The organism is Pseudidiomarina terrestris, from assembly GCF_030466405.1.
Lineage (GTDB): Bacteria > Pseudomonadota > Gammaproteobacteria > Enterobacterales > Alteromonadaceae > Pseudidiomarina > Pseudidiomarina terrestris.
This window is the reverse complement of the sequence record NZ_JAGGJF010000002.1, coordinates 260,808-275,356: the sequence shown is the minus strand read 5'-3', so window position 1 is coordinate 275,356 and position 14,549 is coordinate 260,808. Positions and strand designations below refer to the sequence as shown.

14 protein-coding genes are annotated in these 14,549 nt (G+C 53.0%); 5 read left to right on the top strand and 9 right to left on the bottom strand.

What is annotated here, in order from left to right:
* Positions 1-7: 7 nt before the first annotated feature.
* From rlmM to J6J34_RS05570, 8 genes are read right to left on the bottom strand one after another with little or no spacing between them, the layout of a single operon-like run.
* Positions 8-1,099: a 23S rRNA (cytidine(2498)-2'-O)-methyltransferase RlmM gene (gene rlmM, locus J6J34_RS05605; RefSeq protein ID WP_301898626.1), complete on the bottom strand. Its 1,092-nt coding sequence runs from the start codon at positions 1,097-1,099 to the stop codon at positions 8-10.
* The gene (locus J6J34_RS05600) at positions 1,096-1,728 is read right to left on the bottom strand and encodes an alpha/beta family hydrolase (RefSeq protein ID WP_301720137.1); all 633 of its coding nucleotides are present in this window, start codon (positions 1,726-1,728) and stop codon (positions 1,096-1,098) included. Before J6J34_RS05600 ends, rlmM begins: the two co-directional genes overlap by 4 nt.
* Entirely contained in the window at positions 1,721-2,620 is a 900-nt protein-coding gene (locus J6J34_RS05595) for a transcriptional regulator GcvA (protein ID WP_301720136.1), read from the bottom strand. Before J6J34_RS05595 ends, J6J34_RS05600 begins: the two co-directional genes overlap by 8 nt.
* A 10-nt stretch (positions 2,621-2,630) precedes the next feature.
* Positions 2,631-3,395 carry an SDR family oxidoreductase gene (locus J6J34_RS05590; RefSeq protein ID WP_301720135.1) on the bottom strand — a complete coding sequence of 255 codons (765 nt, stop codon included), beginning with the start codon at positions 3,393-3,395 and terminating at the stop codon, positions 2,631-2,633.
* A 9-nt stretch (positions 3,396-3,404) separates the two neighbouring features.
* Complete coding sequence (mmsB, locus tag J6J34_RS05585) at positions 3,405-4,301, bottom strand: 3-hydroxyisobutyrate dehydrogenase (protein WP_301720134.1); 897 nt, start codon at positions 4,299-4,301, stop codon at positions 3,405-3,407.
* Between the two features lie 13 nt (positions 4,302-4,314).
* Positions 4,315-5,439, bottom strand: coding sequence for an enoyl-CoA hydratase/isomerase family protein (locus J6J34_RS05580; protein ID WP_301720133.1), 1,125 nt, complete (start codon positions 5,437-5,439; stop codon positions 4,315-4,317).
* Positions 5,440-5,463: 24 nt separating this feature from the next.
* Positions 5,464-6,621, bottom strand: coding sequence for an acyl-CoA dehydrogenase family protein (locus tag J6J34_RS05575; protein WP_301720132.1), 1,158 nt, complete (start codon positions 6,619-6,621; stop codon positions 5,464-5,466).
* An 11-nt stretch (positions 6,622-6,632) separates the two neighbouring features.
* A complete protein-coding gene (locus J6J34_RS05570) occupies positions 6,633-8,132 on the bottom strand; it encodes a CoA-acylating methylmalonate-semialdehyde dehydrogenase (protein ID WP_301773860.1) in 1,500 nt (499 codons plus the stop codon).
* A 122-nt stretch (positions 8,133-8,254) separates the two neighbouring features.
* On the opposite strand from J6J34_RS05570, the gene J6J34_RS05565 reads away from it, so the two are divergent.
* Together J6J34_RS05565 and J6J34_RS05560 are read left to right on the top strand one after the other, a co-directional pair.
* Positions 8,255-9,148, top strand: a complete 894-nt coding sequence (locus J6J34_RS05565; RefSeq protein ID WP_301720130.1) for a helix-turn-helix transcriptional regulator — start codon at positions 8,255-8,257, stop codon at positions 9,146-9,148.
* Between the two features lie 9 nt (positions 9,149-9,157).
* Entirely contained in the window at positions 9,158-10,012 is an 855-nt protein-coding gene (locus J6J34_RS05560) for an EamA family transporter (protein WP_301898625.1), read from the top strand.
* Here the strand turns inward: J6J34_RS05560 and J6J34_RS05555 are convergent.
* Positions 10,004-11,182, bottom strand: coding sequence for an acetyl-CoA C-acyltransferase (locus J6J34_RS05555; protein WP_301773858.1), 1,179 nt, complete (start codon positions 11,180-11,182; stop codon positions 10,004-10,006). The genes J6J34_RS05560 and J6J34_RS05555 overlap by 9 nt on opposite strands.
* A 144-nt stretch (positions 11,183-11,326) precedes the next feature.
* On the opposite strand from J6J34_RS05555, the gene J6J34_RS05550 reads away from it, so the two are divergent.
* The 3 genes from J6J34_RS05550 to J6J34_RS05540 are packed head-to-tail and all read left to right on the top strand — an operon-like array spanning position 11,327 to position 14,543.
* Positions 11,327-11,731, top strand: a complete 405-nt coding sequence (locus J6J34_RS05550) for a MerR family transcriptional regulator (RefSeq protein ID WP_301720127.1) — start codon at positions 11,327-11,329, stop codon at positions 11,729-11,731.
* 17 nt (positions 11,732-11,748) lie between these two features.
* On the top strand, positions 11,749-12,918 hold the full coding sequence (locus J6J34_RS05545) for an isovaleryl-CoA dehydrogenase (protein WP_301720126.1): 1,170 nt from the start codon (positions 11,749-11,751) through the stop codon (positions 12,916-12,918).
* Positions 12,919-12,935: 17 nt separating this feature from the next.
* Entirely contained in the window at positions 12,936-14,543 is a 1,608-nt protein-coding gene (locus J6J34_RS05540) for a carboxyl transferase domain-containing protein (protein WP_301834263.1), read from the top strand.
* Positions 14,544-14,549: the final 6 nt, after the last annotated feature.

Genomic DNA, 14,549 nt, shown 5'->3' with positions numbered 1-14,549 from the left:
CAGCAGCTTAAAGCCAACGCATGTGCACGGTGATTTCTTCGCGGTCATGATAAAGCTGCTTGGCCTGTATCTCAAAGCGTCCGCGCCCCTCTTCCATCAACTTTTGCTTAATCTGCTCAAGGTATTCGGCAACCGCCGCATAGCGGCGCTTCATCGGTAACTTGAGGTTGAAGATGGCTTCTTTGCAGTCTTCCGCTAACAACCAGTCGGTCATCAACTCACCTACGCGAGCGGGCTTCTCGACCATATCGCAGACCAGCCAGGTCACATTTTTCTTTTTCGGACGGTATTTAAAACCATCCTCACGAATATGCTTGACCTGCCCAGTTTCCATCAGACTTTCAGCCATAGGACCATTATCGACCGCTTGCACCATCATGCCGCGACGTACCAGCTGATAGGTCCAGCCACCCGGTGCTGCACCGAGGTCAACAGCATTCATTCCTGAGCTGATACGTTCCTCGCGCTCATGGGCGGGAACAAACACCTGAAAGGCCTCATCCAGCTTCAGAGTCGAGCGACTTGGCGCGTCACTTGGACTGCGCAGACGCGGAATCCCCATCAACCAGGGCGACTGATTAAAGCTAAAGGAAAAGCCAATGACCACATGCATGCTGGAGATAAAAAACGCATGTAAGGTAGGTCGGCGGTCACTTTCCTTGACGGTCATCCAGCCAGCCTTACGCAGGCCTTGCCGCAGCGGCACAGTGAATTTACGACAGAATTTTGACAATTCCTTACCGTCATTGGTATCTGGCGTTTCCACCCGCAACTCGCCCGCCGGTTTGATGGCACTAAAGACCTCTTGTAAGCCCTCATCAAGCAGGGCTAACTGAATCGCTGACACCCGATCGTCGCTGGATAAGTCGTCGACTTCAGCAAGAATAGCAATAAACTGGCGGGTAAAAATCAATTCATTGAGAATCAATTTTTTCGCTAAATGCTCGGCTTCTTCGGCGGCGCAACGGTAAACCACATAGCCCTGTTGTGCTTTGGTCTGGCAATAGCCGTAGCTGCCAAGTAATGCAGTTTTTTCCTGCAACTCAGCCGCACAATCACTTTCAAAGCCCGGCCTGCAATAGGCCAATAATCCACTCATGTTCTCTCCGTTATAAAACCACGCACCGTATCCACGGCTTCCTGCCACAACGTACGGCGCTCAAGGCCACTGCGTTTGGTAGGTTCAAAGCTATGATCGCCATAGCTGAGCCAATGCATCGCGATAGTGTCTGGCAACTGGTAACTCGCCACTTCTTCAGGTTTACCAAAGCCGTCCCGTTCGCCCTGAATAATGAGGTTTTTGGGACATTGATTGACCAGGTCATCGAGCCTGAGCTTGTCCGGCTTCCCTATCGGATGAAACGGAAAGCCAAGCGCGATTGCTGCCTCAGCTTTGGCTTCATCTGCGAGCCGGAATGCCACCCGCGCGCCCATAGATTTACCCATGAGAAACAACGGTTTGTCATCATCAAACTGTTCAATAACCGTGCGCATGCAATGCTCCAGCTGGGGCATTGGATTCGGCGGACGTCGAACCCCGGTGTCCATAAACTTTTGCCAATAGGGGAAATTAAAACGCACCACATCAACATCATTCATGGCCAGCGCCAGCGCGAAATATTGCATGAAGTCACTTTGTAATCCGGCACCGGCACCATGGGCAAAAATCACCCGGACCGCGCCTTCGGGATTGTCGCGATGCACCGCTACGCGTTGCGAATCACTCATAAGCGTCTTCTTCCTCTTCCACGACTTGTAGCAGCCAGTTGCGAAAGGTGGCGATTTTACCGATTTCTGACTGAGAGTCACGACATACTAAGTAAAATGATTTCTCACGGGGCAAGGCTTCCGGGAAGATTTGGATCAAATGCCCGGCATCGATCTCCGGCTTTACCAGAACATTATTCGCCAAAGCAATGCCTTGGCCGTGCACTGCAGCTTTTAAGGCAAGATTTGAGTGACTGAAAATGGGCCCATTATCACCTTTATTTTTATCGATCCCGACCAGCTTAAACCAGTCTTTCCAGGCATTACGGGTTTCGTCGTGCAACAAGGTGTGATCGAGTAAATCTTTTGGCTCGCGCAATGGTTTTGAGCCATTGAGCAGCAGCGGAGAACAGACCGGCAGCAGAAATTCATTATGCAGCTTGTAGGCTTTCAGCCCGGGCCACTTGCCCGAACCGTAATAAATCGCCACATCGACATCATCGGTTAACGAGCCATCGACTTCATCCACGGCACGGATCCTGACATCAATTTCGGGACAAGCTTCGCGAAAACGACTTAAGCGCGGGACAAACCAAAGAATAGCAAAACTCGGGGGCAAGCTGATGGTCAAAGAGCCCCGCTCCGAGGCACTTTTCAGACGCTCAGTCGCTTGCACCAGATGGTCAAAGATTTCCTTGAGCTCGAGGTAGTAGGTCTGCCCTTCGGGGGTCAGCAGCAACGATCGGTTGCGGCGGATAAACAATTTTACCCCCAAAAAATCCTCTAACGCCTTCACCTGATGGCTCACCGCAGCCTGCGTGACAAAAAGTTCGTCGGCTGCGCGCGTGAAACTCAAATGACGGGCCGCAGCCTCAAAAGCTTTCAGCGCATTTAATGGGGGTAATTTTCGCATGTTTACTCGGTTATAGTCGGACGCCTCCGTCTATTTCTAACACACGTCCGCTGAAAAAGTCATTTTCAATGATGTAACGCGCACTGTGCGCAATTTCGTCTGGCTGTCCCCAGCGGCGTAAAGGTACCATGCTTAACGCCCGCTCAATAGCTTCAGGTTTCATCTGAGCGGTCATCGGAGTTTCGATGAAGCCAGGTGCAATGGCGCCACAGCGGATACCGAATCGTCCGAGTTCACGCGCCCAGGTGACCGTCATTGCCACCACGCCCGCTTTGGTTGCAGCATAGTTGGTCTGGCCCATGTTGCCCGCGCGTGCCACGCTGGAGATATTGATAATGACACCGCCATTGCCCGCTTTCGCCATGTGTGCCGCAGCTTCACGACCGCACAAAAAGCTACCGGTAAGATTCACATCCAACACTGACTGGAACTGCTGCAGCGGCATTTTCTGAGTAATTTCACCGTCTTTGCATTTGATCAGCAAGCCATCGCGCAAAATACCAGCATTGTTAATCAGCACATTGATACCACCGAAGTCGTTTTGAATGGTCGTGAAGACCTCTTCAACTGCGCCTTCGTCGGTCACGTTAGCGACATAGCCTTGCACTTTCTTTGCACCTTTTTCGGCACAAATCTGCTCCGCTTCGTTCAGGGTGTCCTGATTCATGTCGATTAACGCCAGTGACGCACCAGCCTCAGCAAAGTGTTCTGCCATGGCACGGCCTAAGCCTTGCGCTCCGCCGGTAATAACAATTGTACTCGATGCAATATCCATTCGTTGCTCCTACTTCTTAGTTTGCGGCGTAACATACTTGAAAATGCTCGAGAAGTCTTCCCGACCGTGACCAAGTTGCGCCCAGCTGCGATACAAATTCAGGGTTAACGAGCCCATTGGCGTACTGGCACCACTGCGTAATGCTGCCTGTTGTGCCAGCCCCAAATCTTTTGCCATCAGGTCAACCAGGAAGCCACCCTGATAATCATTGCTCGAAGGTACGCCTTCCATCACATCCGGACACGGATTATAAACTTCCAGCGTCCAGTTTCGACCTGAACTCTGCAGCATGATTTCCGATAAGACTTTGGGGTCCAGTCCATGCGCAATACCCAGCTGCAACGCCTCAGAAGTACCCGCCATCAGCACCGATAACAGCATGTTGTTGCAGATTTTAGCCACCTGCCCGGCACCAGCATCGCCAGCACGGAAAACGTTTTTACCCATGTCGTTAAGGACAGTGCGGGCGCGCTCAACGGCACTCTCGGCGCCACCACAGATGAACGTCAGGGTACCTGCTTTAGCGCCACCGACACCGCCGGAGACCGGCGCATCGATAAACTCGATACCGCTTTGTTGAAGTTCTGCGCCAAGTTTGCGTGCGGTTTCCGCACTGATGGTGCTGCAGTCGATGACCAGGGTCGTTTTAGACAGGGTTTTATGCAGTCCTTTATCACCCAGGTACACGCCTTCCACATGGTGGTCAGCAGGCAGCATGGAAATCACAAAATCAGCGCCCTGAGTGACCTCGGAAACCTCTCCGGCTACGCTACAGCCAGCAGCACGTGCCTGCTCCAGCGCTGCTTCAGAAAGATCGAATACGGTAACCTTGTGGCCGCCTTTGACCAGATTGGCGGCCATTGGCCCGCCCATATTACCTAAACCAATAAATCCTACTGTTGCCATAAGATTGTCCTTTTTAATGTCCTAAGTCGGCAAGTGGATGCTCATCTTCAGCCCAGGGTGAGGTAAAGAATTCGTCGACTTCTTCTGCCTCCACATCAGCCACTGAGTCATGCTGCCACTTCGGTTGTTTATCTTTGTCGATCAGCAACGCCCGAATTCCCTCAGCAAAGTCGCCACGGGTGGCACATTTCACTGATAAGGTCAGCTCCAGTCGGAAGCAATCGGCAAGGTTCAAGTCTTTGCCAAGATGCAACTGATTCCAGACAATATGAGCGGTCATCGGACAGCCATTAGCAAGGGTTTTGCTGGCGCGACTCAGCCACTTGTCATCCGTATCAAGACTGGTTATCGCATCGACCACAGGCACCAGTTCATCACCCGCTGTCAGCTCTTTAATAAGGTTATGATTGGGCTCTACCTGGCCGGCAGGACGGTGTTTGCTGTCTGCTTCAGAGCATTTCGCCAACACATCGGACACTTTTTGCTGATTTAAGCTGGGCGTTTCGCCCCACTGGATATCGGCGAGTGCATCGAGGATCTTGTCGCGGCTTGAGCTGGCGATAAAATGATCCGCAAGTTTCAGGAACAAAGCATCGCAGGCGTTAATCTGCGCGCCAGTCAGACCCAGGAACAGACCACAGCCCTCGGGCATCTGATTGAGAAAGTGGGTCGCCCCAACATCGGGATAAAGACCTATAGTGATTTCCGGCATGGCCAGTAGTGAACGTTCCGTCACAATACGATGACTACCACCATTCATCAGGCCCATACCACCGCCCATGACAATCCCATCGCCCCAGATAACCAAAGGCTTGGGGTAACAGTGAATGCAATGATCTAAGCGGTACTCCTGACTGAAGAAGTCAGCAACTTCGTCAACCAGAACGCCGGGTTGGTCACGCATCGCCTTGTACATGGCAACGATATCACCGCCGGCACAAAAGGCTTTCTCGCCGGCGCCTTCCAGCCAGACACAGGCGATCTCCGGATCACCTGCCCACTCGTCAAGTTGCGGCTGTAACTGCTGAATCATGGCCAGACTCAACGCATTCAACGATTTCTCTGAATCAAGACGGGCAATACCAAGGCGTTTTCCACAGGCGGTTTGCCGTTCTTCGAACTGAACCACTGTACTCATGATAGTTCCTTGTTAGTTGCGAACTTAAAGAATGGCGCGGTCAATGTCAGCCAAAATCCGGCGACCAATGATGACCCGCATAATTTCATTTGTGCCTTCCAGGATCTGGTGCACACGAACATCACGCACATGACGCTCTAATGGGTATTCTTTAATGTAGCCGTAACCACCGTGGATCTGTAAAGCCTCATTACACACCTGGAAGCCCACATCTGTGGCAAAGCGTTTTGCCATCGCACAGTAGGTGGTTTTGTCAGCATCATTGCTGTCGACTTTAAAGGCTGCCAGCCGCACCATTTGCCGCGCGGCGACCAGTTCCGTCGCCATATCGGCAAGCTTAAACTGCAGCGCCTGGAAATGGCCCAGCTCTTTGCCAAATTGCGTCCGCTCCAGCATGTAGTTGCGGGCCGTGTCTAATGCCGCCTGCGCGGTACCTACCGAACATACGGCGATGTTAATGCGGCCGCCGTCCAGGCCCATCATGGCGAATTTAAAGCCTTCACCTTCAGCGCCAAGCAGATTTTTCGCCGGAATACGCACGTCTTCGAAGGTTACCAAACGTGTGGGCTGAGCGTTCCAGCCCATCTTCGCTTCTTTTTTGCCGTAGCTCACGCCTTCAGCGTCAGCGGGAACCACAAATGCCGAAATTCCTTTTGGACCGGCTTCACCGGTGCGAGCCATCACTACCAAAACATCGGTACTGCCAGCGCCGGAGATAAACATTTTTGAACCATTGATCACGTACTCATCGCCGTCTTTCTTGGCAGAAGTACGTAAGCTTGCCGCGTCAGAGCCGGCGCCTGGTTCCGTCAAACAATAGGACCCCAGCTTCTCGCCGGTGACCAGCTCAGGTACCCACTCCTCGATAACCTCTGGTGTAGCGAAAGAGCCAATCATCCACGACACCATATTGTGGATCGTCATCATCGCTGTCGTCGTGGTACAGCCCATCGACAACTGCTCAAAGATCAGCGCTGCATCCAGTCGGTTCATACCGAAGCCGCCCGCTTCTTCAGGCGTGTACATGCCCATAAAGCCCATTTCGCCGGCTTTACGGAACACTTCTACCGGAAAGTGGGAGGTTTCGTCCCACTCGGCAGCATAAGGCGCCAGTTCTTTGTCAGCAAAGGCCTTCGCCGTATCGACAAAGGCTTGTTGGTCGTCTGTTAAATTAAAATCCATGGCGCACCTCGTTACTTCAAGTCAATGGTCATGTTCGGACCGTTTACGTCGGCAATGTCACTTTCAAACCAACGGGCTGTGATGGTTTTGGTTTCACTATAGAAACGCACCCCTTGCTTACCGTAGGCATGCAGATCGCCAAAGAACGAGCCTTTCCAACCTGTAAACGAGAAGAATGGCAGCGGTACCGGAATTGGGATGTTAATACCGACCTGGCCGACTTCAACTTCATGCTGGTATTTACGCGCGGCGGCACCGCTGGCGGTAAACATCGAGGTACCATTGCCGTATGGGTTCGCATTCACCAGCGCAATGGCTTCTTCGAGCGTATCGGTGCTGGTTGCACACAACACTGGACCAAAGATTTCGTTTTTGTAGATTTCCATGTCCGTGGTCACATCACTGAACATGGTAGGCCCTACCCAGTTGCCGTCCGGGAAGTCTTTCACTTCACAATTACGACCGTCAACTAGCAGGGTTGCGCCTTCTTCCTGGCCTTGCTTAATAAAGTTTTCCACGCGCTGCTTCGCCTGTGGACTAATCAAAGGTCCAAACGCGGCAGCTTTATCGTTCCAGGCTCCCGGACGAACTTTTTTCAGCTCTTCCGCAATTTCAGGGATCCAGTCTTTCGCCGCACCGACAAACACGGCCACGGAAATCGCCATACAACGTTGGCCAGCAGCACCTACTGAAGCACCGACCAGATTACTGATCACCTGGCTCTTATTGGCATCAGGCATGATCACACAGTGGTTCTTAGCGCCGGCAAAGGCTTGCACGCGCTTCATGTTCTCAGTACCACGACGGTAGATGTACTGACCGACAGGCACGGAACCAACGAAGGAAATCGCACGAATAGCAGGTTCATCCAGAATAAAGTCGACCTGGTCTTTCGCGCCGTGAATCACTTGCAATACGCCTTTTGGCGCGCCAGCTTGCTCGAACAGTTCAACCAGACGGGTTGGAGTGAGCGGATCCTGTTCAGACGGCTTCAGGATGAAAGTGTTACCGCAGGCAATTGCCAGTGGGAACATCCACAGCGGAATCATTGCCGGGAAGTTGAAGGGTGTAATTCCCGCACACACGCCCAGGGGTTGGGTGTAGCTGTAGGTATCGATACCACGGGCTACGTTCTCCACGGTTTCACCCATCAGCAACGAAGGGATGTTGGCGGCATGCTCAACCACCTCGATACCACGCCAGACATCACCTTTGGCATCATCGAAGGTCTTACCTGTTTCGCTGGCCAGGATCTCTGCGATTTCATCGTGGTGCTCTTTGAGCAACGCCTGGTAGCGCATCATCACCCGCGCGCGCTCGGAAACCGGAGTTTCTTTCCAGGTTAAAAACGCTTCTTTTGCGCTGGCAACGGCTGCGGCCATTTCTTCCTGGGTAGCACATGGCGTCTTCGCGATGACTTCCTGGGTGGCTGGATTGGTCACATCAATCCATTGACTGGTTTTCGATTCGACGAATTCGCCATTAATATAAAGTGGTACTTGCTTAGTCATATGAATTACCTCGTTGTGCTGACTAATGATTTTTATGGCTCGTATTTAAGCATTGAACCGGATTCTTTAACATTAACGATATTGCCCCTATAATGGACAAAATTGTTATTTGAGATTCTTTTATGAGCCAACCATCAAGCTGGCCCCTTCCTGCTGGCAGTTCACGCATCGTATTGCCGCTGGAACTGATCGAGCATCTGGCCCGGCATCCGCTGAGCAAACACTTTTACCCGGTGGCCTACGGCCATTATCTGGCGGCCCGTGGGCACCGCGTTGAGCGTGAGGCACATACCGATCATTTGCTCATATTTTGCCATCGCGGCTGCGGCCATTATCGTGTCCATACCGACCAGGGCGTGCAAAGCGGCAGCCTTCACACTGGCCAGTTACTACTCTTGCCGGCGGGTCTCGCGCATGCCTATCAGGCCGACCAAGACACCCCCTGGAGCATTTACTGGACCCACTTCAGTGGTCTGGAAGCATCACACAGCATGGACATACTTGGTCTGCAACCGGGCCAGTTCGTGCTCAAGTTAGAGAACTGGCAGAGCCTGCTGCCCAGTGTCACTGACTTACTCAACCTGCAGCATCAGCGCTGGCAACGGCAACGGGCTGTACGCGCCGCCACCCTGTTCCAAAATCTTATGGCGCAACTACCGGACCTTGCCAGTCAAGCCCAGCATACTCAGGATTTTGACCTGCTTGCGCTGGAACGGTTCATGCAAGACAATAGTCACCGCAATCTGGACCTGGCAGATATTGCCCAGGTGGCCGGGCTGTCGCGCTTTCACTTTGCGAAAAAATTTAAAGCTGTCACCGGTACCTCACCGATGCGCTACTTTAATGAACTCAAAATTAAATTAGCCTGTCAGCAGCTCGACAGCAGTACCGATTCCGTGCGCACCATTGCACAAAGTCTGGGGTTCGATGACCCCTACTACTTTTCGCGATTGTTTAAGAAAGTTATGGGAATTGCCCCCAGTACGTATCGCGATAGTCATCAACAGCATCTTTAGGAGCTTTACATGTGGATTCTTTGGGCCGTCACTGCACTCTGGGCCGCGAGCTTTTCTCTGATTGGTGAGTTTCTCGCTGGCCAGGTGGATGGCTACATTGCTGTTTTTATCCGCATGGCGTTAGCTTTGCTGTTGTTTCTGCCTTTCTGGCGGCCAGGCCGCTTAGCCCTGCCCAAACAATTGGCACTGGCTGGTATTGGCGCCATACAAATTGGCGTCATGTATCTGCTGCTGTACCACGCCTTTTTGTATTTAAACGTCGCCGAGGTACTGCTGTTTACTATTTTCACGCCTTTGTACGTCACGCTCATCGATGAGGTCGTCTTTCAGCGTAAACATCTGCCCTGGTCCTGGTGGAGCGCCGCGGCACTCGCGGTGATTGGTGCAGCAGTGATTCGCTTCAATCCACTGAGCGATGACTTTTTAACAGGCTTTTTCTTAATTCAGGGCGCCAACCTTTGTTTCGCCACCGGACAGGTCTTCTATAAACGTTTGCCGCTTGGCGATGAGCGCAATCAGATCCACGTGTTCGCGCTGTTTTTTATCGGTGCCACCCTGACCACAGGTCTGGCGATGGCAGCCTTCGCTAACTTTAGCATGCAACCCGCCACGGCCCTGCAGTGGGGCATTTTGCTGTGGCTCGGTCTGGCCGCTTCCGGCGTCGGCTATTTAGCCTGGAACCTTGCCAGTAAGCGCGTCAATACTGCCCAGCTGGCGACCATGAATAATATGCTGATCCCCGCCGGGCTATTGGTTAACTTCCTGTTCTGGGGCGATCAGGTTGACTGGTTGCGACTCGCCATTGGCGCTGCCATCCTTGCCAGCGCCGTCTATCTGGCGTCCTTGAAACGCCGCTTAAATTAACTCAACAGCGACCGCGACGGCTTCACCGCCACCGATGCACAGGGACGTCACGCCGCGCTGCTTACCATGACGACGCAAGGCGTGCAGTAAGGTCACCAATAAGCGGGCGCCACTGGCACCAATCGGGTGACCTAAGGCACAAGCGCCACCGTGGACGTTGACCTTGGCGTGGTCCAGTTTCATTTCCTGCATGGCCAACATAGTTACCATGGCGAAAGCTTCATTAATTTCCCACAGGTCGACATCGTCTTTTTGCCAGCCGACCCGCTCCAGCAGCTTGTTCATCGCGCCAATCGGCGCCACGGTAAACTCGGCCGGCGCCTGCGAATGGGTCGCATGGCCGACAACGCGCGCCAGCGGCGTCAGGCCACGGGCCTTGGCATCACTTTCACGCATCAGCACCAAGGCTGCTGCACCATCGGAAATTGAGCTGGAATTGGCGGCGGTAATGGTGCCATCTTTAGCAAATGCCGGGCGCAGCGAAGGAATTTTCTCTGGCATGGCTTTACCTGGCTGCTCATCAATATTCACTGTGACATCGCCCTTGCGGGTGCTATAGGTCACGTCGATCACTTCATTGGCAAAGGCACCGTCTTCGATCGCGGCCTGCGCGCGGCGTAAAGATTCCAGCGCAAACGCGTCCATGTCTTCACGGCCTAATTTGTATTCATCTGCGGTACCCTGGGCATAACCGCCCATGGCCTTGCCTTCGTACGCATCTTCCAGGCCATCCAGCATCATATGATCATAGATGGCATCGTGCCCCATGCGGAAACCTGAGCGCGCTTTTTTCAGTAAGTACGGTGCATTGGTCATACTCTCCATACCACCGGCGACCACAACATCGGCAGAACCCACGTGCAGCAGATCATGCGCAAACATGACAGCCTTGAGACCTGAGCCACAAACTTTATTGATGGTGGTTGCACCTGCACTTTTCGGCAGTCCGGCATAAAGGCTAGCCTGACGCGCCGGAGCCTGGCCAATACCCGCCGGCAAAACGTTGCCCATGATCACTTCACTGACATCGTCCGGGCTGAGGCCACTTTCAGCAACCGCTGCTTTGATTGCAGCCGCACCCAGATTGGGGGCATCCACTGCGCTTAAACTACCCTGAAAGCCACCCATAGGGGTGCGCTTTGCGGCAACAATAACTACTGCATCAGACATAAAATCTCCTTAATGAAAATAAACAGGTTAAGAACACCGCCTTGGTCACGAGCCAGGCCAAAACCTCGCGTTTATCTTCTTACCTTTACGTTAACGTCAACTTGATTTAAGCTTAACGCTCTATCAAGCCAGAATGCAAGTAAAATGAACGATATCACGACCTACAGCATCGGCGAACTGGCACGGGAATTTGACATTACCACCCGCAGCATTCGCTTCTATGAAGACCAGGGCCTGCTCGCTCCCACGCGGCAGGGTCAAACACGCCTGTACACCAACAAAGACCGGGTCCGGCTTAAACTCATACTACGCGGTAAGCGCTTAGGGTTCTCCCTGGCCGAGACCAAACGTTTGTTTGATCTCTATGACATGGAAAATAGTAGTGCTCGTCAGTTACTTACGGTTTTGGAGTTGATTGATGACAAGCGTGCATCACTGCATCAGCAACTGGAAGATATTAAGGTTTTATTGGTCGAGCTCGGCAACCTGGAAGAACGGTGCCGGGACGAACTTAACGATTTGCAGCCATCCGGCGAAGCACAGCAATAAATGACGCAGGAGAAGTTATGATTAGCCAATTTAGCAGTTTAAATTTTGGTTTGGGCGAAACCGCCAACATGATTCGGGAAACGGTAAACGCCTTTGCGCGGGAAGAAATTGCGCCACGCGCAGCAGAAATTGACGAAAAAAATGAGTTCCCAGCGGATTTATGGCAAAAATTTGGCGAACTTGGCCTGCTGGGCATGACTGTGCCTGAAGAATATGGGGGGTCTGGTCTTGGCTACCTCGAACACGTGATCGCCATGGAAGAAATCAGTCGCGCGTCAGCGTCCGTGGGCTTGAGCTACGGCGCTCACTCTAACCTTTGTGTGAATCAGATTGCTCGCAATGGTAACGAAGCGCAAAAACAGAAATACCTGCCGAAGCTCTGCTCTGGCGAACACGTCGGTGCGCTGGCGATGAGCGAACCTAATGCTGGCTCTGATGTAGTCAGCATGAAGCTACGCGCGGACCTGCAGGGCGACCACTACATCCTTAACGGCAACAAAATGTGGATCACCAATGGTCCCGAGGCCGATGTGCTGGTGGTTTATGCGAAAACCAGCCCTGATAAGAACTCGCGCGGCATCACCGCCTTTATTATCGAACAAGATTACCCGGGCTTCCGCACCGCACAGAAACTCGACAAACTGGGCATGCGCGGATCCAATACCTGCGAACTCGTCTTTGAGGACTGCAAAGTTCCGGTAGAAAACGTTCTGGGCGAAGTCGACGGTGGCGTCGAAGTACTGATGAGCGGACTCGATTATGAGCGCGCAGTGCTGGCTTCAGGTCCATTAGGCATTATGCAGGCCTGTCTTGATGTGGTCGTGCCTTATTTGCATGACCGCAAGCAATTCGGTCAAAGCATCGGTCAATTCCAGTTGGTACAGGGTAAAGTCGCCGACATGTACACCCGGACCAATGCAGCCCGTGCCTACGTTTATGCCGTCGCGCAAAGCTGTGACCGCGGCGAAACCACGCGTAAAGATGCGGCCGGTGCCATTTTGTATGCTGCGGAACTGGCAACCCAGTTGGCGCTTGATGCCATTCAACTCCTCGGTGGTAACGGCTATATTAATGAGTACCCGACCGGACGCCTGTTACGCGATGCCAAACTGTATGAAATCGGTGCCGGAACTTCGGAAATTCGTCGCATGCTGATCGGTCGTGAACTGTTCAGTGAATCAGCTTAAGCGAAAGGAGCGTAATTGTGACGGTTCTATCCAGCTCAGTGAACACTAAGGACGAAACCTTCCTGGCGAATGTGAAGTCCATGCAAGCGGTCGTCGACGATCTGTTTGAAAATGTCGAAAAAATTAAACAAGGTGGCGGCCCTAAGTATCAGGAACGCCACCTGTCGCGCGGTAAGTTACTGGCGCGGCAACGGATCGAAAAGCTGCTCGACAGCGGCTCGCCTTTCCTTGAGATTGGCCAGTTTGCCGCCTGGGAATGTTACGAAGACGAGGTCCCGGCAGCAGGCGTGGTCGCCGGAATCGGACAGGTTGAAGGCGTGCAATGCATGATCGTCGCCAATGATGCCACGGTAAAAGGCGGTACTTACTACCCATTGACCGTGAAGAAACACCTACGCGCGCAAGAGATTGCCGAACGCTGTCACCTGCCCTGCATCTATCTGGTCGACTCCGGTGGTGCATTCCTGCCGCGGCAGGATGAAGTGTTCCCTGACCGCGATCATTTTGGCCGGATCTTTTTTAATCAGGCCACTATGTCCGCCAAAGGTATTCCGCAAATCGCAGTGGTGATGGGTCTTTGTACCGCAGGTGGTGCTTATGTGCCGGCCATGGCCGACGAAAGCATCATCGTCAAAGAACAAGGCACCATCTTCCTGGCAGGCCCGCCGCTGGTGAAAGCGGCGACCGGTGAAGAAGTCAGTGCCGAGGAACTGGGCGGCGCCGATGTGCATACCCGTATTTCCGGTGTTGCTGATCACTTTGCCATGAACGATGAACATGCCCTTGCTCTGGCTCGTCGGTCTGTCGCGCGGCTCAATTATCAGGCGGCAACGCCAAACACCCCGACACCCGTCAAGCCACCGCGCTATGACAGCAAAGAACTGTACGGCATTGTCGGCACCGACTTACGCAAGCCCTATGATGTGCATGAGGTCATCGCCCGCATCGTGGATGACTCCGACTTTGATGAATTTAAACAAAACTACGGCAACACCCTGGTAACCGGCTTTGCCCGTATCCACGGCTACCCTGTCGGTATTGTTGCTAACAATGGTATTTTGTTCTCCGAGTCGGCGCAAAAAGGCGCGCACTTTATTGAGCTGTGTGCACAACGCAAAATCCCGCTGGTATTTTTACAGAACATTACCGGATTCATGGTCGGTAAAAAGTACGAGGCCGAAGGCATCGCCAAGCACGGCGCCAAGATGGTGACAGCGGTTAGTTGCGCCCAGGTGCCTAAGTTTACCGTCCTCATTGGCGGCAGTTATGGTGCCGGTAATTACGGCATGTGCGGTCGCGCTTATGATCCGACGCTGATGTTCATGTGGCCAAATGCGCGCATTTCAGTGATGGGTGGCGAACAAGCTGCTGGCGTTATGGCTCAGGTCACCAAAGACAACCTGGCCCGTAAAGGTGAAACCATGTCGGCTGAGGAAGAGCAAAAGCTCAAACAGCCGATCATCGAGAAGTACGAGCAACAAGGCCACCCTTACTACGCATCGGCACGACTGTGGGACGATGGCATTATTGACCCGGCCCAGACCCGCACCGTATTAGGCCTGAGCCTTGCTGCTGCCAACAATGCCCCAATTGCCGACACCAAGTTCGGCGTGTTCCGGATGTAACAGGAG

Bases quoted from the DNA above. Each gene is read 5' to 3' on its own strand.
- rlmM (WP_301898626.1), bottom strand. From the start codon at position 1,099: ATGAGTGGATTATTGGCCTATTGCAGGCCGGGCTTTGAAAGTGATTGT.
- J6J34_RS05600 (WP_301720137.1), bottom strand. From the start codon at position 1,728: ATGAGTGATTCGCAACGCGTAGCGGTGCATCGCGACAATCCCGAAGGC.
- J6J34_RS05595 (WP_301720136.1), bottom strand. From the start codon at position 2,620: ATGCGAAAATTACCCCCATTAAATGCGCTGAAAGCTTTTGAGGCTGCG.
- J6J34_RS05590 (WP_301720135.1), bottom strand. From the start codon at position 3,395: ATGGATATTGCATCGAGTACAATTGTTATTACCGGCGGAGCGCAAGGC.
- mmsB (WP_301720134.1), bottom strand. From the start codon at position 4,301: ATGGCAACAGTAGGATTTATTGGTTTAGGTAATATGGGCGGGCCAATG.
- J6J34_RS05580 (WP_301720133.1), bottom strand. From the start codon at position 5,439: ATGAGTACAGTGGTTCAGTTCGAAGAACGGCAAACCGCCTGTGGAAAA.
- J6J34_RS05575 (WP_301720132.1), bottom strand. From the start codon at position 6,621: ATGGATTTTAATTTAACAGACGACCAACAAGCCTTTGTCGATACGGCG.
- J6J34_RS05570 (WP_301773860.1), bottom strand. From the start codon at position 8,132: ATGACTAAGCAAGTACCACTTTATATTAATGGCGAATTCGTCGAATCG.
- J6J34_RS05565 (WP_301720130.1), top strand. From the start codon at position 8,255: ATGAGCCAACCATCAAGCTGGCCCCTTCCTGCTGGCAGTTCACGCATC.
- J6J34_RS05560 (WP_301898625.1), top strand. From the start codon at position 9,158: ATGTGGATTCTTTGGGCCGTCACTGCACTCTGGGCCGCGAGCTTTTCT.
- J6J34_RS05555 (WP_301773858.1), bottom strand. From the start codon at position 11,182: ATGTCTGATGCAGTAGTTATTGTTGCCGCAAAGCGCACCCCTATGGGT.
- J6J34_RS05550 (WP_301720127.1), top strand. From the start codon at position 11,327: ATGAACGATATCACGACCTACAGCATCGGCGAACTGGCACGGGAATTT.
- J6J34_RS05545 (WP_301720126.1), top strand. From the start codon at position 11,749: ATGATTAGCCAATTTAGCAGTTTAAATTTTGGTTTGGGCGAAACCGCC.